Below are 19,478 nucleotides of genomic sequence, written 5' to 3' on the forward strand. Positions count from 1 at the left end.
CTGAAAAATGAAACTGAAGCATCGACATATCATCAGCATAATTCTTCTGCTTTGCGGTTTGTTGGGATTCATCTCGTGCAACAAGGAGTCCTTCAAACTGTCTCGCGAAGAGGGAGAAGAAAAGGATAACAGCGTGTTCCTTACGTTCCATGCTGACGTGGCGGGAGGTTTTTCCCGCGCGGGTGAGGGTGAAGAGGGCGCTGACGAGAAGATCAGGCAGTTGCTGATCGTGATCGTGTCGAAAGAACCGGGGAATGACGGCAAGTGGGTGGTGGAACACAACTACCCGGTACCAGTTGCTTCAACCGGGATCCCGTTGATTGACGGGTACTCCTTCAAGGTGGAAGCCGGTCGCCCAAAGAGAATTTACCTGATTGCCAACCACGGGAACTTGAAAGACACGGGTGGAAAGCCGTTTGACTTCACTAACCCGGCGTTCCTCCCGGATGAATCCGGAAAAGCACCGGTGGAGGCATACGTCTTCAAGCCCGATTACAAGCCCGGTGATGACGGCATACCCATGACCGCCGTGTACGATATCACGGTTCCGGACAGGGAAAATATCACAAACGATGAATATGAATTAGAATACACGCTGTACGTGGTGCGGGCTGCCACCAAATTCTCGTTCAATTTCATCAACAAGTCGGCACAGAGGACGATTTCCGTGACCGGCATTGACATCGAGAGCGTGATAACCGACCAAATGTTCCTGATGCCCCACGTGAACAAGAATGACGGGGGGCACTATTGGGTGGTCGATCATGAAGAAGCATCCAACCTCACGGGCAAAGACTGGATAGATTGGATGGTAGAGGAAGCGGAAAAAACGGAAACAGCCCAATATCAATGGCTGACCGACTACGAGGTGCCAAAGGAAGCTACTCCTGAAAAAGTTTCTCACGAGTTTGCTCCCTCGCTGGAGATGGCGGCAATGACAGGCAACATGCCTTCTATGGCAGCTGCCGACGCTATTTACCTGCCGGAGAGCAAGGCCGTGAAAAGCGGAGCAGACAACACCTTGGGATTACAGGAATACAACGTGACTATTCACACGACAGAAAATTCGGGTTACCAAAGCACGAAAGCAATATATACTTCCACGTTGCCACGTCTTGGTTCGCTCTTCCGTAACACGCACGTGAAGGTAAATATTGTGTTTAACGACTACACCCTTGAGTGGCAAGTTGACGTGGAACCGTACTGGGGTGTAACATTGGATCCTATATTCGGTTTGGACGACCCTAAAGAAGAAACGAACGAATCCGAGAAATCGCAACAGATATGAAACGTAAGATAACCATATATACCCTCTTGTGTCTGCTGTTTGTCGGCACATTTTCTTGCAGGGACGATTTGTACATTGACGATGAAAGAATAGGTGAAGGAGAGTGCGTGATCAGTGGAACCATGAAGTTCAAACCTTTTACTCCCACCTTGAACGGGAACTCGCGTTCTGCCGGGGATGCCATAAAGGCAATTGAAAGTTTATGCGTGTTGTTATATGATGAAGGGGAAAATTTGGTAAATAAATATCTGATTAATGACTATACTATTTCAGATCCAGATCCCGAGAGAACAGGAGAGAATGTTGCGGAATCCAGTACACCGCGTGCTACATTCCAGTTGACGATACCTTACGGGAAGTATTATATCTACGCGGTAGCCAATATGGGGGACTTATCCGATTATCGAGATAGTATTCAAACCGTGAAAGGATTGAAAAATATTCCTTTACAATGGGACGAGAAAAATGTAAGTGCCAATAACCAGATGTTTGGTCACTTCTTCTCGGAAGCTGAAACCGCGAGTGACGATAACAAGGCTCCGTTAGTGACTATTAACAAAAATGGCTTAAAACTGCAAGCGTGGGTACGCCGGGCGGCATCAAAGGTGACCGTGGCGTACGACGGCACGAACCTAAAAGACGGTGTTTCCATATATATTATGGCTGTATCTATAAAGGATATACCCAGATCATGCTTGTTGGGGACAAAGAACACACCCGATCACGTTGATTCGCTGATACGCGATGGTGAAATAATAAAATATTTCGAGGGTGATGTTCAGCCTGGTTTGGACAATTTCATAACCGATTATAAGGCTGTTGTTTCTAAAAAAGAACCAATATATGGGTCAGATCATTCAGAAACTGCTGAAGCTCTTTTCTTTTACGAGAATATGCAGGGAGCAGGAGAAGATATGCCCGACAAGCGGCAGGATGCAAACAATGATGGGAAACTTGATCATCCCGGACTGCCGGGCGACGATACTTACCGGTTGAAAGATGATGTACTCTGTGGCACATACATCGAGGTTGATGCGATCTACCGCTCAGAGAATACGGAGCGTCCAGGAGTTGGGATTATAAAATACCGTTTCATGCTTGGCAAGAATATAACTACTGACTACAATGCGGAGCGCAACCACCACTACAAACTGACCTTGAAATTCAACAATTTTGCCAATGATTATGATTGGCACATAGAATACAAGGAGCAAGTCCTTGAAGTGACCGAACCTAAAGTGATGAATTACCAGGGAAAGGTTTTCATTCCGGAATACCGCCCGGGAACTGCCAATTATAATTATGGACATCATTTCGAGGATAACACCATCATGGTCACCAGTTATATAGAGAATGGCGAAGGCAAAATGGTGAACTGGGAGATAGAATATGATGAAGATGGCGACGGGATTTATACCAAGGAGTGCAGTTGGCTTGAGCCTGTCATTACAGACGGTTACCTCCCTTATATAAAGAATATTTCGTTTAAAGTTACCCCTAATAAGGAGGAAATAGATATAGACAAGTTGCTTCAAGATGCGCCACAGAAGGGTACGGAGGCCGCTCCTTACAATCTGGCAAACCCGGGACAAACAGTCGCTCCTGCCGATGCAACGATAAAATGCACGGCTAACTGCTATATAGTAGATGCTCCGGGTTACTATATTTTACCGTTGGTGTATGGCAACGCCTATCATAACTTTCAGCCAAACGAAAATGCCTATAAATACACCGGCAGTTATACAGGCGATCAAATTCTTCCAACGTTTAAGAATTATAAGGGTTTTGAGATAAAAAGCCCCTATATTATAGATGATACAAAAACGACTCCTCAAAGTGCGTTCTTGCTATGGCAGGATGAAAAGGATTTGATTCCATATGATTGTTGGAGTCAAGGTACAGTTATAAAATATATACCAGGAGCTTATGGTGGAAAAGGAGGCATTCAATTCTACATTGAAAAGACGAATATAAAACAAGGAAATGCAGTGATAGCATTGGGAGCTGGTAACGTAGATGGAACAAATTTTCCGCCTATGATGTGGAGTTGGCACATCTGGGTCACCAATTTTAGTTATCTTGAAGAGGATGATAAAAACATCGAAGTCACCAGTCATGACCCTTCCCAAAAGTTTAAACTTCTACCGGTGAATCTGGGCTGGTGTTCCGGCTATGGCGATAAAATAAAATATTATAAGGCACGAAAGTGTAAGGTGAAGGTTACTGCCGGTGCGAAAGAAAAGGTTATAGAACTTGAACAGAAATCGCACATAGCCTTTACCCGTGGCAATAACCCATATTACCAATGGGGACGTAAAGATCCTTTCGTCGGTGCGACAGGAAATGTACAAAATAAGGCACGGTATTATTCCACTCAGGATTGGGCTAAGGATATATATAATCCTCCTATGCTCTCTGCAACTACTACACCCGATGGAGATCGCTATACCACCCGAGGTGCTATAGATGCAGGAGTGCTCATACAGAATCCACAAAAGTGGCATAATCCACGGCGTATAAAGAATCCTGTCCCAGGTGGTTATCCTTACTTGAGCGACAATGAGATATACCGCAATTTGTGGCAAGGTCGAATCGAAGTTCAGCCTGGTTCGCCCAGCTTCAAGACTATCTATGACCCATGTCCGGTTGGCTATCAGGTACCTCACTATACTGCAGTTTCCGGCTTTACCACCACGGGAGATAATACCAATACACCTTTCGAATGGTATGACGTGCGAGTTGAAAATATTGCAGATTATGATGCGGCTACCGGGACGTGTGGGGAAAACGGGATATATTCAAAAGGCTTGTATGAGTTTTATACCAATCCCGAAAAACTTCAGTCAATCATATTCCCTGAGACAGGCTATCGAGATTGGGATGATAATTCAAATGCATATCAAGTTGATATAGATACTCCTATCGGTTATATATGGACGGCGGGAAATAAGCAGGGTGATGATAATAACTCGTATAACTTCGAGTTTGCGCGTAAAGACAATGGAGGTGCAAGTTATATTCGCCCGAGAAACTTCTTCTATCCCTGTGACGGTTTTCCGATACGTCCCTGTGTTTATGATACACATAGTACAAGTACGCCTTAATTCTTGTACTATGCAGGACGTCCAATCACGCTATCACTCTGCGTTGGAATTATACCGCACCACCGACATGACGGTGAAGAAGATCTGCGAGCAGACCGGCACGCCGCTGACGGCGTTTAGGGCATACGTGTGGCGCTATCACCGGGAGCTGATGTTTGCCCGCCATGGCGTCGAGATTTCTCCCGGGGAGGCTGCCAAGACACGGTTGCGGAAGAAGAGCGGGCAGACCGCTGCCGCCTATGCCAAGTACAAGGATGCCATCCGGGCGTGCGATGACGTTGCGTATATCGAGTTCAATGTGTCGCAGATAGCCCGCCTGTTCGGGCTGAACCCGACAGCCCTCGGCAACCAGTTGCGGAACCATTATCCCGATATTGTGGAACGGCGGGAGCGGGAACGCCACCGCCTGGGGGTGAACGACAACCTGCACCGGGGCGTGAAACCGTGGTGCAAGGAGCAATATGCCGATGCCGTGGAGCACCTGCGTGCTACGGAGGATACCATCTGGCAGACTGCCGACTTGTACGGACTCTCGCGCTCGGGACTACGGGAACATTTGATGTATTATTACAAGGATCTGATCCGGGCACGGGCGGGTAAACGTGAACGGGCGAAAACGAACAAGACCCGGGGAGAATTGACCGGGAACGGCAGGAAGCATGAGCCCATGCCCCAGAGCGAGGAAAAGTACCGTGAGGCGATACGGCTGTACCGGACCACCGCCATGACCCAGGAGGAGATCTGTGCGGCAACAGGAGTCACGGTCATGGGATTGCGCCATTATTTGCGGTCGTGGAACAAGGAGTTGATGGAGGAACGTCACGATGTCGACGGGCGTGGAGAGGAAGCCCGTCCTGCCGGTACAAAATGTTACCTGAAATCGACTGCTGCGAAGTACGCCGGGGCTATCGAACGGTTGAAGGCAACCGGGCGCCCCACGGCGGAAGTGGCGAAAGAGTTCGGGCTGAATCCCGATATATTCAGGGAGTACCTGCACGAGCACGAACCGGAGCTTGCCGCCACCCTTGGCAGGACGAAGTTGCCGAACGGCAGGTCGGTCCTGGTGCGGAGCGCGGAGAAGTATGACGAAGCGGTGCGCCTGTATGCAACGACAACCGAAACGCTAAAGTCTATCGCCCTGCGGCTGGGGCTGCAATACAAGAGCGTGGGCGGCTTTGTACGGCGCAATCATCCCGAGGCGATAGCGGCCCACGAGCGTCTGCTTGAACAGGAAAAGAGATTGCAGGAACAGGAAGAGTGTCGGAGGCGCGAAAAGGAACAGGCGGAAGCAACTGTTTCCGTGCAAGAAGAGGAAAACAAGGAGAGAGAACGCATCCTGCAGGCCTTGAAACAGACCGGCGGTCATAAAAGAAACGCAGCAAAATTATTGGGTATCAGTAAATCCGCACTATATAATAAACTGAGAATATTTAATCTTTCCGAATAATGAGGGGGTGCCAAAACACCCCCTCTAGTTTGTAAGGTTCATAAAGTCGAACCTTCGGTTCTGAAAGTTTTAAAGTCAAATTATTTTTCCAAATTTAGCCCTATTTCCAGTTTCGTGGTTTTTTGTAAAATGGCGGGAACGCCTTGAAGCAATCCTTTGATCATGTTGCCCATGCCTCCCATGGCGCTGGCGTCAACGTTGTCGAGTCCCGAGAGAATAAGCGGGAATATATTTTCAATAAATGGTTTGTCGATGAATAATTTTGCCGTGTTGCCCTCGAGTTTGTAGTTTACCGGGATGCCGTTTTTCAGCATCTCGACTGCTTTTTGCAAAGCGGGGTCGTTTTTCAGGCTGTCAGACGGAATGGAAGACAGCAGGTTGTCAACGTTGGGGAAAAAGAGAATCTGGTTGTCTTTTACCTTGTAGGTGACCATACCGGGTTCTGATTTTTTCCATTGTGGGTCAGCTTGCGCTTGGCCGTCTTGGTTCGGTTCGGCATAGGTTACGATCACGTTGCCGTCTTTTTGGAACGTGATGTCTTTCAGTTGTTGTGCCAATTTGCTGCTTCCCATAGGAACAACCATATTGGGGATTCCCGTTACCCTAAAGAAACCTAAAACGGCGTCATCAGGAGCTTCCCAGGTCATGAACAAGGGACCGGATATGAATTTGGGTTTTCCTCCCGGCACGTCTTCGGTTTTTATTTTACTAAGATTCCAGGTTCTGGCAATCCCGTCGTCACAGGAAGAGAATAGATTTAATGCACAGAGCATTATTAACACACATACAATAGATTTTCTCATACTTCTTTAAATTAGATTGTGAATTTTTACTATTAAAACGACGAGTTAGCTGTTATCGGGTACAAATGTATGAAAAAAGATTAGATAATTGTATTATCACGGGTGTGATTATTGGGTTTATCCTTTGCTTGAATGACATAGGTATCAAAAAATATTGACAAAAATGCTGAAGTTTGTTTCATTGTTTGTGGAAAAGATATATATTTGCAGACTGAAATCTAGGATAAACGAAATATAATATTGAATATTAAATACTTAAAGAAAATGACAAAGGCGGACATTGTGAATGAAATTTCCAGAACCACTGGTATTGAAAAAGTTGCAGTGCAGACAACTGTTGAGGCTTTCATGGAAGCGATTAAGGGTTCTGTAATTGATGGAAAAAATGTTTATTTAAGAGGTTTTGGAAGCTTTGTAGTGAAAAAGAGAGCTGAAAAAACTGCTCGTAATATTTCTAAGAATGTAACGATCAAAATCCCGGCACATAATATCCCTTCGTTTAAGCCTTCGAAGAGTTTTGTGAACCAGGTTAAAGATCAAGTAAAATAAAGAAAGGAGTGAGATTATGCCAAGCGGAAAAAAAAGAAAAAGACATAAGATGGCTACTCACAAACGGAAGAAGAGACTAAGAAAGAACAGACACAAGAAGAAATAGTCATCGTTTGTGAGTTGAAATTATAAACCTAAGGGCTGTGCCTTTAGGTTTATTTTGATTAATAGATTAATTATCGGGTAGTGAATACTGAGTTAGTCATAGATGTAAAAGCGGAAGAAATTGTGATCGCTTTGTTAAAGGACAAGCGATTGGTAGAGTTGACGACGGAGAAGACTAGCGTAAAGTTTGCGGTGGGGGACATTTATTACGGGAAAGTCAAGAAGATTATGCCCGGATTGAATGCAGCTTTCGTCAATGTAGGTTACGAGAAAGACGCCTTTTTACATTACCTTGATCTCAGCCCCCAGTTTTATTCTTTAGAGAGTTATATCAAGCAATGTATCGCCCGCAAGGGGATGCCCGTTGCTAAATTGAAGCTGGAGCCGGAAATCAATAAGAATGGAAAGATCGGGGACGTGCTTACCGTGGGGCAATATGTTGCCGTACAGGTCGCGAAAGAGCCTATATCCACGAAAGGACCGCGCTTAACGTCAGAGTTGAGTATTGCCGGTCGTCATCTGGTTTTGATGCCTTTTTCAGAAAAGGTGTCCGTGTCACAAAAGATCAAGTCGGTAGAGGAACGCAAGCGTTTGAAACGACTGATAGAGAGTATACGCCCCAAGAATTACGGGGTGATTGTCAGAACTGTCGCGGAGGGCAAGAATGCAGAGTTGTTTGACAGTGAACTTACTGAGCTTGTCGAGCGTTTCGAAACCGCCTTCAAGCATCTTCGGGATATCGAGCCTCCCAAGTTGATACTGGGAGAGATTGACCGAACCAGTGTTATTCTCCGGGATATTTTGAATCCCTCTTTTGAAAATATATACGTGAATGATTTAGCCGTGAGCAAGGAGATAAAACGTTATATCAGTACAATAGCCCCGGAGAAAGAAGATATCGTGAAATTTGTGTCAACCGACGTGCCTATTTTTGACCACTTCGGGGTAGACAAACAGATCAAGTCTTCGCTGGGACGTACCGTTTCATTCAAGAACGGTGCATATCTTATTATAGAACATACCGAGGCTTTCCACGTGATCGACGTGAATAGCGGTAACCGCGTGAAGCTTGGGGATGACCAGGAATCCAATGCCCTGGAGGTAAATTTGGCAGCAGCCGACGAGGTTGCCCGCCAGTTGCAATTGCGCGACATGGGGGGAATCATCGTGATTGACTTCATTGATATGCAGCTCGCCGAGAATCGCCAGAAATTGTTTGACAAGATGCGTTCGGCGATGGAACTCGACCGAGCCAAACACACCATACTTCCTTTAAGTAAATTCGGTTTGATGCAGATTACCCGCCAACGGGTGCGACCGGAAATGACAGTGACGACCACGGAAACTTGTCCTGTCTGCCACGGGAGCGGAAAAGCGGACGCCGCGGTTCTGGTGATCGACAAGATCGAGGATCAACTGGAATATTTGGTGGAAGAAAGGAAAATAAAGAATCTCGTGCTAAAGGTGCACCCTTTTATCGAGGCATATCTTAAAAAAGGTTTCTGGTCACTGCGTCGGAAGTGGGCTTTTAAGCATCATATACATTTGAAAGTGCTTGGAGTGCCTTCATTTTATATTTACGAATATAAGTTTTTCAATCGTTTTAATAGAGAAATAGAAGCAGAATAGCTGTTTTACTTACGAATTTACTTTCTCGTATTAAATCGATGTTAAAATAGTACCATCAATTTGTGGGAGCACAAATTAATGGTACTTTTGTGTCCGCTGTGTGATAACGCATACGATTTCGAGAAGCATGCAAATTGATGTTTTATTAAATAATTTTTTATGAAAAAAAGACTATTGACGTTGATCTTTACGTTGTTCGTAGGTGCATTCTCGGCTTTTGCCCAGATATCCGACCCGACAAGTTGGACATTCTCGCAGGAGAAGACCGGGGATAACGAATACACTTTGACCTTTAAAGCAACTATTCAACCCGGGTGGACGGTTTATTCCATCAACACCCCGGATGGTGGTCCTATGCCGACATCAATTACGATAGAGGAAGTAGGTAAAGGCGTGGAGTTGGTCGGTGAACCGGAAGAGAGTGAACCACACAAGAAACACGATGATGTCTTTGGAGTAGACGTGTTGTATTTCACGGACACGTATACTGTAAAGCAAAAGGTCAAGGTTACCGATTCGGGAATTACTTCCGTGAACGGTAGTGTTGAATTCCAGGCTTGCCAAGAAGGTGCTTGTGTGCCGGGAACAAAAGATTTTACAATTAAACTAGAGGACAAGGACGCTAAAGCTGAAAAGAGTGCCACGGAAGACGATTCCCTGTGGATATTCTTTTGGGTAGCATTCGGTAGTGGTTTGCTTGCCGTCGTGATGCCTTGCGTGTTCCCGATGATTCCGATGACGGTGTCATTCTTTATGCACGGGGATGCCAATAAAGCAAAAGCGAAAGCGAAAGCGGTTTTCTTTGCCTTGTCGATTGTGGCTATTTATACAGCCTTGGGATTGCTTATTTCTTTCCTGCTGGGACCGGGATTTATCAACTGGTTGAGTACGAACTGGCTGCCTAATATCTGCTTCTTTATTATATTTATGATTTTCGCCGCTTCTTTCTTCGGGGCGTTCGAGATCGTGTTGCCGTCTTGGATTGTAAACAAGTCAGATAAGCAAGCAGACAAGGGCGGATATATTGGAGCTTTCTTTATGGCGTTCACGTTGGTTTTGGTGTCATTCTCTTGTACCGCACCGATCGTGGGTACCGTGTTGGTTGAGGCTGCCCGGGGATCTGTATTACGTCCGATTATCGGTATGTTAGGATTCTCTATCGCCGTGGCTTTGCCTTTCGGTTTCTTCTCCTTCTTCCCTTCAAAATTGAGCAATCTTCCGAAATCAGGAGGTTGGTTGAATGCCGTGAAGGTCGTATTAGGATTTGTCGAGGTTGCTTTAGGTTTCAAATTCTTGATGGTAGCCGACCAGACTTACCATTGGGGATTGTTAGACCGTGAGGTTTATATCGCTATCTGGGTAGCCGTATTTACTTTGCAAGCATTGTACTTAATGGGTAAAATCAAATTCGCTCACGATAGTGACTTGCCTTATATTGGAGTTCCTCGTTTAGTAATGATTATTATAACGATGTCTTTCGTGATTTATTTGATTCCGGGTATGTTCGGTGCTCCGTTGAAGGCGCTTGCCGGATATTTCCCGCCACAAGAAACGATAGACTTCGATATCAACCGTATCGTTCGCGATAATGCCAAGGAGATCATGAAGAGTGGTGTCCAGGTCGGAAACCAATCATCTAGTGCGGCTTCTAATGAGCCTGTGAAGTATTCCGACTTTCTGCACTTGCCTCATGGTTTAGACGGGTATTTTGATTATGAGCAGGCATTGAAAGCCGCACAAGCTCAGAATAAGCCGTTGTTTATTGACTTCACGGGTCATGGTTGCGTGAATTGCCGCGAGATGGAGCAAAGTGTATGGTCTGATCCTCGTGTATTGGAGATGTTGAAGAACGACTATATTGTAGTAGCGCTTTACGTGGACGACAAAACGAAATTGCCCGCAGAAGAGGTTTATGTATCTGATTATGATGGTAAGAAAAAGAATACGCTTGGAAAGAAGAATACCGATTTCCAGATCAAGCAATTTGAATCAAACGCTCAGCCGAATTATATCTTGTTAGATAGCCGTGGCGGGAAGGATGCAGATTTGAAGAAGCATGTGTTACAACCTGCCAGAGGTCATAACAAAGACCGGGATGCTTTCGTGAAGTTCTTGCAGGACGGATTGAAAGAGTATAAAGCTCGGGGCAACAAATAAGATGTGATAGATTATGCAAATGAAAAAGCCACCCTTCGGGGTGGCTTTTTAGCACTAAACTAATTCTATATATTCTTGGTTTCATCCCCGACCGTCAATCGTCCTACTTGAAAAAGCGAGGGGATAAAGAATGATATTGCACCGATAGCGCAAACCACGAGTCCTCCGATCACGAAGGTGTTCGTGATTCCTATATTGTCGGCGATAAATCCGGTACCCATGAGTCCAAGAATGGAGGGAAGCATACTAACGCTCATGAATATAGAGAATACCCGACCCAATACCGCCGGGTTTATTTTTGTCTGAATCACGGTCATGAAAGAGGCGTAGTACACGGAACCCGATACACCTTCAATCGCTGTCAACACGACAAACCACACGAAAGCCGATGCCGGTAAGAGTCCGGAGAAGACAAAGGCTGTTCCCAACAAGATGTACATGGCGTTTATCAATATGATTTTGTTGACCTTGTATTGACGGGCGCTTAGGGCGAGTCCCCCGGCAAGCGAACCGACGCTCCATATCGCTTCGACAAGGCTCATTTGGTAGGCACTGCCGGAGAAGTGATTGAGCGTCATGAGCGGAAACAACACGCTAATCGGCATAATGAAAAGTGTCGCCAAGATGGAGAGCAGGAAAAGAGGTGTCATTCCTTTATGGCTTGTGACTTCCCGTTGTGCTTCCCGTAAATCTCGTAAGAGATTCAATTTATTCTTGGTTTCGCTAGGTTTGGGATTGGGGATCGTGACAAACAATAATGACGTACAAGCGAGCAATGCGCCCACGACATCAAGCATAAGCACATAAGTCATGTCGAGCATGGAGATCGCTAAGGCTCCGAGAGCAGGTCCCGCTATATTACTGACGGATTGAATCATCTGGTTGATCCCGGCAATGCGCAATAGTTGGGGTTCCGGAGCCAGCAACGGAATGGATGCCTGCATGGAGGGCATATGGAAAGCCGATCCGACGGAACGTAATGCTAGCAACGTGTAAATCTGCCATATTTCTGCTTGTTCGAAATAGAACAGAATGGCAAGAATCAGTGTGCAAAAGGCAATAAAACTATCGGATAGAATCATAATTAACTTCCTGCTCCATCGGTCGATAAGAATTCCGGAGAATAGCCCTAGTATAGCTTGTGGAAGCAAGGCTGCAATGGTAGCAAATGCCAGTGTTTCGGCAGACTTAGTTTCAAAAGTCAGCCATAATATGATGGCAAAATTAACAAGAGAACTGGTCAGAATAGAGAAAAACTGTCCGGTCCATATAATAGCGAATACTTTTTTCCAGTTATTCATGGTTGTTTTGTATGAGTTTTAAACATTAAAACGCATCTCTCCCAGGAGATGTGCTATTTTTTCTTGAAATAATAATACACGAGAAAAACCTTTCTCGAAAATAGAAAGTTTTTAAGATCTCCGGCAAACAGTTCCGGGGTTGGTTAGCCTCTCACCCTATAATTTCTTGCCATAAAGAAATGATAAATCTTCATAGATGGTATTTCGTTGTAAATTTTCACGAAAATAAATATATAAAATGAATATTCCTAATAAAATGAGGGAATGATAGGGATTATTTTGCATATCTTTGCATGGAAGGGCGTCTGTAATGACCTGGATATGTAATAATTCACATAAAGTGTTGATTCATGGAAAGTAATCCACAATTGGAGTTGGCATATGATTTTTTGGAATATACCGGGGTGAACGTGTTCCTGACGGGGAAGGCGGGTACGGGAAAAACCACGTTTTTGCGGAACTTGAAAGAGCGTTCGCCGAAACGGATGATCGTGGTGGCACCGACAGGTGTAGCGGCGATTAATGCGGGAGGTGTCACGATTCACTCGTTTTTCCAGTTACCGTTCGGTCCTTATATACCGGGAGTCACGGATGTCGTGACTCAGGACGGCAAGGCTCGTTTCACGAATAAGTTTAGCCGGGAGAAAATCAATATAATCAAGACCATCGATTTGTTGGTGATCGACGAGGTGAGTATGGTGCGAGCGGATTTGTTGGATGCCATAGATGATGTGTTACGGCGTTACCGGAATCGCAATGAGGCTTTCGGGGGAGTGCAATTACTGTTGATCGGTGATTTGCAGCAGTTGGCACCTGTGGTGAAAGAGGATGAATGGGCGTTATTGAAACAACATTACGAGTCGGCTTATTTTTTCCATAGCAAGGCGTTGGCGGCAACCCGTTACGTGCCAATCGAATTGAAACGGGTGTACCGTCAGCAGGATGGCGTGTTTTTAGATTTGTTGAACCGGGTGAGAGAGAATAGAGTGGACGCCTCGGTATTGGATATGTTGAATCAGCGATATATACCGGGATTCGCCCCGTCAGATGAGGAAGGCTATATCACGCTGACAACGCACAATCATCAGGCGCAGCGGATTAATGATTTGAAAATGGCGGCTTTGGACACGAAGGCATACACGTTTAAGGCGGAGATCAAGGATAATTTTCCGGCTTATTCATATCCCACGGATGATTTGCTCGTGTTGAAGAAAGGGGCGCAGGTCATGTTCGTGAAGAATGATTCATCCCCGGAAAAGCGTTATTACAACGGGAAAATCGGTAAGATTACCGCGATAAACAATAACACGATTGAAGTCGTGGGGAAGGAAGACGGGATGCGGATTCTGGTTAACCGGGAGGAATGGACGAATACGAAATACACGCTGGACGAGGAATCGAAAGAGATTGTCGAGATGGTGGAAGGACGATTCAGCCAATATCCATTGAAGACGGCGTGGGCGATTACGATACACAAAAGCCAGGGATTGACCTTCGAACGGGCAATTGTGGATGCCAATGCGGCTTTTGCCCACGGGCAGGTGTACGTGGCATTGAGTCGTTGTAAGACGTTCGAGGGATTAGTGTTGAGTTCCCCGGTATCTTCCCGATCCTTGATAAATGACGATGCGATCAATCATTTCGTGGACGAGGTGGAACAGCGGGAACCGGGGTCGGAGGAATTGCATCAGGCGAGGCAGTCTTATTTCCGGGAATTGTTGCTCGAGCAATTTGATTACGAGGCTATCCGTTGGCGCTTGCATTATTTATATCGCATATTAGATGAGCAATTACGCCGCCTGTATCCCGAGTGGGTGGAGCGTTACCGGTTAGCGGGAGCCCGTTGTGCAGAGGAATTGTTAATGGTGGCGGAGCGGTTTCAGAATCAATTGGAACGGTTGATGCCGGAGGAAGGAATTTACGAATCCGACCCGACGATTGCGGAACGGGTGCGAAAAGGTGCTGTTTATTTCCGGGAGCACACGAAGGCAATATTCACCGATTTTTTGGAAGAGGATATACCGGAGATTGATAATAAAGAAGTACGCAAATCCGTGGAACAAGCCATGGAGCGTTTCCGGGGAGAGGTGACGTTGAAGATGGAAACCTTGAAAACGATAGAGAATGGTTTCTCTGTAACCGCTTATTTACGGGCGAAAGCGAAAGCATTGATTGATGCCCCGAAAGTGAAAATCAAGGCAAAGAAAGCGGGTATGATAAAAGCGGAAGTATCTTCCGATATATTGCATCCCAAATTGTACACCATACTTCGTACTTGGCGGAACAAGGAAGCAGAGCGATTGAAACTCCCCGTGTACACGGTGCTGCAACAGAAAGCTCTGTTAGGTATCAGTAATCTGCTGCCGACAAATACGAAGGAGCTGTTAGCCGTGCCGGGAATCGGCAAGCGGATTGTGGAACGCTACGGAGCTGTCATTCTGGATATGGTAGATGAGTACAGGGGATTTTAAATCTTCATATTATAAAAAAAAGACCGCTGAAAAGCGGTCTTTTTTACAAACAAGTAATATTATCTTATTTTTTCTCCGGAACGAACATCAAATCAACAACGTCAGCTCCCTTGAATAATTTCTTGGTGAATTTCTGTACATCCTTCGTGGTGATCTTGTCGATGATATTATCGAAGTTTTTCGGATCGGTAATATCGATACCGCGGAGGTAGTAAGTTTGAATAGCACTCATCCAATAGTTATTGTGAGGCTTAGCTTGTTCACGGTTTTTCTTTATGGTCGTGATTACTTTGTCGATCTCTTCCTGGGTGGGAGCTTCTTGCATTAACTTGTCGATTTCGGCATAGATTAATGATTTCAAGTGTTCAGCTTTGTCCGGGTCGCAATCGAAAATCATGCTCATGCTATAACTTTGGTACGGTTCTCTGGATGATCCGGCTTGAACGCTAACGCCATAAGTGCCGCCTTCTTTTTCACGGATATTTGTCAAATATCTTTGATCGAGTACGCCTTTCAAGATATTTTGGCAGATATTGTCGTGAGTATTGACTTTCATGTCTTTAGAGAAGCTCGTGATAACGGTAGCTTTCGGGTCTTGCAGCGGAAGTTCGATTACTTTCACCGTTTTGCCCTTCGGACCTCTCACCTTGTTGTCAACCCAATTTTCTTTGCGGTTGTAAGATTTTACGGAACCCAAGTATTTTTCAACCAGAGGTTTCACGGTTTCTGCATCGATGTTACCCACGATGAAGAAGGTGAAGTCGCTGATGTCTTTGATACGGTCGCGATAGATCTCTTCAATTTGCTCGATGCTTATTTGATCCAGGAATTCCTTGCCGAACAAGATGTTTCTCGGGCTGTAATTACTCATGATTCTGCTGATAGAATCCTGCATGATTTTTTTGGGGTTATTGTTCATGTTGGCAATAGCCGCATAATTACGCTCCATGATGGAGTTGTGTACTTCCTTGTCAAAACGGGGTTTTTCGAAGGTCAAATAGATCAATTGCATCAAAGTTTCGAAATCTCCGGGAGTTGAACCTCCGCCAACAGATTCGGACAATCCGCTGATACCGATACCCACGCTGGCTTGTTTACCCGTTAACAATTTCTTCAAGGTAATTGCGTCGTAGTCACCCAATCCATAGGCTCCCATAAAATCAGCCACAACTTGTGCGGATGCTAATTTGTCCACGCCATACAAGGAAGTTCCTCCCTTGCTATAAGAAGCCACGGATACTTGATCTTTCTCGAAATCGGCTTTACGGAATACTACTTTTGCGCCGTTTTCCAGCGTCCACTCTTCGGCTTCGAATTGCGGTAATTTCTTGGTAGCGATAATCTTTGAACCTTTTAAATCTTCGTTGATCAACTGGGCTTCGGAGTCTTGATCCTTGTACGGTTCGAGCTGAGAGTTCTCCACGTTGTTCAAGGCTGCAATGGCTTCGGCTTCCGTGATGTGTTTTACTCCTTCAGCCGGACCTTGTACAATGATTACCATGTTGTCTTTCTTGATGTATTGTTTAGCCAGAGCGGATACTTCCTCAACGGTAATCGTCGGGATAACGGCTTTGGCAAACTCGTAGTAATAATCAAAGTCAACGATAGGATCACCTTCCAAGAAGTTTTCTTTTATTTCATTGATGTAAGCTTCGGAAGTAGTTTTGTCTTTTTGCTTGTTAGCTGATTCCAAGCCTACCAACATATTTGTTTTTGCTCTTTCGAGTTCTCCTTTCGTGAAACCGAATCTCTTCACTCTTTCGTTTTCACGATAGATTGCTTCCAGTGCTTCTGCTTCTTCGTTCGGCTTTGCCGTAGCACCGAAGTAGTAAGCGGATACACCTCTCACGATATTACCGGCGAAACCTGCACTTCCGTTGATGAAAGGAGGATTACCTTTTTGAAGTAGTTCTGAGATGCGTTGAGCCAACATGGTGTTGTAGAAAGATTGAATGATTCCTTTTTTCAAGGCTTCGTTTTTCCCTTTTTCTTCTTTCGTGGCTGACGGGTATTTGATGTACACGGCAATAGAAGAATTGGTTACTTCCTTATCCGTGGCACATACGAATTTGATTCCTTCGTGAGGAAGAACTTCGAAAGATTCCCTCACGGCAGGATTCACGGGAGTCGGAATCTTGGAAAATAATTCTTTTACTTTTTTCTCCATTTGATCCGCGTCGAAATCACCTACAACGGCAATCGCTTGTAAATCGGGACGATACCATTTGTGATAGTAGTCACGGAGTGTTTGGTATTTGAAGTTCTTGATGATGTTCAAATCTCCGATTACATCTCTTTTGGCATATTTTGAACCGTTCAAAAGAACCGGCATAGTTACGGCTCTCATGCGGAAACCAGCATCTCTTCTGGTTCTCCACTCTTCGGAAATAACACCTCTTTCGCCGTCGATCTCCTCGTCAACCAGCAAAAGATAGTGTGACCAGTCGTGAAGCACGAGCAGGCAAGTATCCAGTAAGCCCGGGTTTGTCGTGGGAACGTCACTGATATTGTATACGGTTTCGTCCTGTGCCGTGTAAGCGTTCACGTTTCTACCGAATTCAACGCCATGTTTTTCCAACATATTGGTGATACCTTTTCTCCCGGGGAAGTGTTTGGTTCCGTTGAATGCCATGTGTTCCAGGAAGTGTGCCAAACCGTTTTGGTCGTCGTTTTCAAGGATAGCCCCCACGTTCTGGATGATGTAAAAACTTGCTCTCTCTTTGGGTTCCGCGTTGTGGCGGATGTAGTAAGTCAATCCGTTAGCTAATTTTCCCGTCCTGACATTCGGGTCTTTGGGAAGTGGTGCGTTCATGTCATATTGGGCGAACAGGCTCGTGCTGAGCAGCGCCAATAAAGCACACACGGTTAATAGTTTCTTTGTCATACGAATTATTTTAATGTTTTAATGTTTGTGGATGCAAATATAGTAAAGTGTAAGTAAATATATTCGACTCCTTAAAATCTTTAACGTTAATTTATGGCGGAATTGTGAAAATAGAGAAAAATAAGAGGTTACGAGAGTTGTTGGGGAGGTATCTATGTTAATATGATTTTAACTTATCAGGTGTTTTAGAAGCAGAAAAATATATAATTCTCATCTTTTCCTTGTCGAATCTCGTATAGGGCATATAAAAAAGGAGGAAAATAGGATGATGTTGAAAATGGATTTAAGCAAGTGGTTTTCTTGGCTCAATTTAGGAATAGAAAATCCCGAAACGGCATCTGTCGTGGAAGTGATGTTGCAGATTGTTGTGATTTGTCTGGTCGCTTTTATATTTGCTTTTCTGGTTCGGAAGGGTACAATCCGGTTGATTACCGGGTTGGTTCGTCGAACGAAGACCAAATGGGATGATATTTTCTTGGAGGAACATGTTTTTCAGAAGATTTTCAATTTGGTTCCCCCTGTGTTTATTGATTTCGCTTTTAAAATTGTTTACGGGAAATGGGATCATATCGAACTTTTCCATCGTTTTATCGTGGCATGGATTCTCGTCGTGGCAGGGTATGTGATTGTTTCGGTGCTCGACGCTATTAACCGGATTTACGAGTCCTACCCGGTATCACGTGACAGACCTATCAAGGTGTTCGTGCAGGTGATTAAGATATTCGTGGTATCGGCAGTCGTTATCACGATCGTGAGTGTATTTATAGGGGAGTCGCCCCGGAACTTGCTCGTGGGATTGGGTGCGTTTGCAGCCGTGTTGATGTTGATTTTCAAGGATGCCATTTTGGGATTTGTCGCGGGGGTGCAGTTGCTGTCGAACCAGATGGTGCGTATCGGCGATTGGATCGTGATGCCGAGTAATAACGCTAATGGTACTGTGTTGGAAATCAATTTATACACGGTGAAGGTACAAAACTGGGACATGACGATCACGACCGTCCCGACGTATCAACTGGTGTCCAATTCCTTCACGAACTGGCGGGGTATGGAGGAATCGGCGGGGAGGCGTATCATGCGTTACATCAGCATTGATATGCTCTCGGTGCATTTCCTGTCGGACGAGGAAATTGATATGTTGAGGAAGTCCGAAGTGTTGAAAGAGTATATCGAGGATATCCTTCCCGTGTTGACAGAGCAGAACAAAGGGAAAGAGGACGTGTTGGATGAACGGCGGTTAACGAATTTGGGCGTGTTTCGCCAGTATGCCGTGCGGAAGTTACAGGCGAACCCGAACCTGAATATGGATATGACTTATATGGTGCGGCAGTTGCAACCCACCGCCACGGGTATTCCGTTGGAAATATATTGTTTCTCCCGTATTCAAGAATGGGTAGCATACGAGAAAGTTCAATCCGATATTTTTGACCATTTGCTTGCCGTGATGCCTTACTTCCATTTGCGGGTGTTCCAGTACCCGTCAAAATTGTAAACGAGAGGGAAGAACGTGAAAAGGAATATTTTACATGTTTGAAATGAGGTATATTTGTTGATGGTTTATATTTGTTATAGGAATTCATCATAACTAGGGTAGTTCGAAGCGAGAAATTATGAGGTCGAGGATGGTGTGGGCGGTAAATTTTTCTTTTTCAGTTTCAATATTCGTATATTTTTTTGTATATTTACATATTGATTTTAAAAACGTAAATTAATAGGTAGGTACTTTTTGAATTGTATATGTTT

Annotated in this window: 11 protein-coding genes; 8 read left to right on the top strand and 3 right to left on the bottom strand. The window is 45.0% G+C overall.

What is annotated here, in order from left to right:
- Nucleotides 1-7: 7 nt before the first annotated feature.
- The 3 genes from A3CY_RS21160 to A3CY_RS0114790 are packed head-to-tail and all read left to right on the top strand — an operon-like array spanning nt 8 to nt 5,839.
- Nucleotides 8-1,288 carry a hypothetical protein gene (locus A3CY_RS21160; protein WP_018338708.1) on the top strand — a complete coding sequence of 427 codons (1,281 nt, stop codon included), beginning with the start codon at nt 8-10 and terminating at the stop codon, nt 1,286-1,288.
- Nucleotides 1,285-4,392 carry a DUF4906 domain-containing protein gene (locus A3CY_RS22150; RefSeq protein ID WP_018338709.1) on the top strand — a complete coding sequence of 1,036 codons (3,108 nt, stop codon included), beginning with the start codon at nt 1,285-1,287 and terminating at the stop codon, nt 4,390-4,392. Before A3CY_RS21160 ends, A3CY_RS22150 begins: the two co-directional genes overlap by 4 nt.
- Nucleotides 4,393-4,402: 10 nt before the next feature.
- On the top strand, nt 4,403-5,839 hold the full coding sequence (locus A3CY_RS0114790; RefSeq protein WP_018338710.1) for a helix-turn-helix domain-containing protein: 1,437 nt from the start codon (nt 4,403-4,405) through the stop codon (nt 5,837-5,839).
- An 80-nt stretch (nt 5,840-5,919) separates the two neighbouring features.
- Here the strand turns inward: A3CY_RS0114790 and A3CY_RS21170 are convergent, their stop codons facing one another.
- Entirely contained in the window at nt 5,920-6,642 is a 723-nt protein-coding gene (locus A3CY_RS21170) for a hypothetical protein (protein ID WP_155828368.1), read from the bottom strand.
- Between the two features lie 246 nt (nt 6,643-6,888).
- On the opposite strand from A3CY_RS21170, the gene A3CY_RS0114800 reads away from it, so the two are divergent.
- The 3 genes from A3CY_RS0114800 to A3CY_RS0114810 all read left to right on the top strand — a co-directional run bounded on the left by A3CY_RS0114800 (nt 6,889) and on the right by A3CY_RS0114810 (nt 11,082).
- Nucleotides 6,889-7,191 carry an HU family DNA-binding protein gene (locus A3CY_RS0114800; RefSeq protein ID WP_255366243.1) on the top strand — a complete coding sequence of 101 codons (303 nt, stop codon included), beginning with the start codon at nt 6,889-6,891 and terminating at the stop codon, nt 7,189-7,191.
- A gap of 186 nt (nt 7,192-7,377) precedes the next feature.
- Nucleotides 7,378-8,925: an Rne/Rng family ribonuclease gene (locus tag A3CY_RS0114805; protein ID WP_026207715.1), complete on the top strand. Its 1,548-nt coding sequence runs from the start codon at nt 7,378-7,380 to the stop codon at nt 8,923-8,925.
- A gap of 159 nt (nt 8,926-9,084) precedes the next feature.
- Nucleotides 9,085-11,082: a protein-disulfide reductase DsbD family protein gene (locus A3CY_RS0114810; protein ID WP_026207716.1), complete on the top strand. Its 1,998-nt coding sequence runs from the start codon at nt 9,085-9,087 to the stop codon at nt 11,080-11,082.
- Between the two features lie 65 nt (nt 11,083-11,147).
- Here the strand turns inward: A3CY_RS0114810 and A3CY_RS0114815 are convergent, their stop codons facing one another.
- The gene (locus tag A3CY_RS0114815) at nt 11,148-12,383 is read right to left on the bottom strand and encodes an MFS transporter (RefSeq protein WP_018338715.1); all 1,236 of its coding nucleotides are present in this window, start codon (nt 12,381-12,383) and stop codon (nt 11,148-11,150) included.
- A gap of 350 nt (nt 12,384-12,733) precedes the next feature.
- Here A3CY_RS0114815 and A3CY_RS0114820 point away from each other — a divergent pair, with 350 nt between their 5' ends.
- The gene (locus A3CY_RS0114820) at nt 12,734-14,854 is read left to right on the top strand and encodes an HRDC domain-containing protein (RefSeq protein ID WP_018338716.1); all 2,121 of its coding nucleotides are present in this window, start codon (nt 12,734-12,736) and stop codon (nt 14,852-14,854) included.
- Nucleotides 14,855-14,918: 64 nt separating this feature from the next.
- On the opposite strand, the gene A3CY_RS0114825 is transcribed toward A3CY_RS0114820, so the two are convergent.
- Nucleotides 14,919-17,738, bottom strand: a complete 2,820-nt coding sequence (locus A3CY_RS0114825; RefSeq protein WP_018338717.1) for a M16 family metallopeptidase — start codon at nt 17,736-17,738, stop codon at nt 14,919-14,921.
- Between the two features lie 265 nt (nt 17,739-18,003).
- Here A3CY_RS0114825 and A3CY_RS0114830 point away from each other — a divergent pair, with 265 nt between their 5' ends.
- A complete protein-coding gene (locus A3CY_RS0114830; RefSeq protein ID WP_018338718.1) occupies nt 18,004-19,227 on the top strand; it encodes a mechanosensitive ion channel family protein in 1,224 nt (407 codons plus the stop codon).
- The last annotated feature ends 251 nt before the right edge of the window (nt 19,228-19,478 follow it).

The organism is Butyricimonas synergistica DSM 23225, from assembly GCF_000379665.1.
In the GTDB taxonomy this organism is placed as follows: domain Bacteria; phylum Bacteroidota; class Bacteroidia; order Bacteroidales; family Marinifilaceae; genus Butyricimonas; species Butyricimonas synergistica.

Excerpts from the sequence above, each read along its gene's own strand:
- A3CY_RS21160 (WP_018338708.1), top strand. The coding sequence starts at position 8 with ATGAAACTGAAGCATCGACATATCATCAGCATAATTCTTCTGCTTTGC.
- A3CY_RS22150 (WP_018338709.1), top strand. The coding sequence starts at position 1,285 with ATGAAACGTAAGATAACCATATATACCCTCTTGTGTCTGCTGTTTGTC.
- A3CY_RS0114790 (WP_018338710.1), top strand. The coding sequence starts at position 4,403 with ATGCAGGACGTCCAATCACGCTATCACTCTGCGTTGGAATTATACCGC.
- A3CY_RS21170 (WP_155828368.1), bottom strand. The coding sequence starts at position 6,642 with ATGAGAAAATCTATTGTATGTGTGTTAATAATGCTCTGTGCATTAAAT.
- A3CY_RS0114810 (WP_026207716.1), top strand. The coding sequence starts at position 9,085 with ATGAAAAAAAGACTATTGACGTTGATCTTTACGTTGTTCGTAGGTGCA.
- A3CY_RS0114815 (WP_018338715.1), bottom strand. The coding sequence starts at position 12,383 with ATGAATAACTGGAAAAAAGTATTCGCTATTATATGGACCGGACAGTTT.
- A3CY_RS0114820 (WP_018338716.1), top strand. The coding sequence starts at position 12,734 with ATGGAAAGTAATCCACAATTGGAGTTGGCATATGATTTTTTGGAATAT.
- A3CY_RS0114825 (WP_018338717.1), bottom strand. The coding sequence starts at position 17,738 with ATGACAAAGAAACTATTAACCGTGTGTGCTTTATTGGCGCTGCTCAGC.
- A3CY_RS0114830 (WP_018338718.1), top strand. The coding sequence starts at position 18,004 with ATGATGTTGAAAATGGATTTAAGCAAGTGGTTTTCTTGGCTCAATTTA.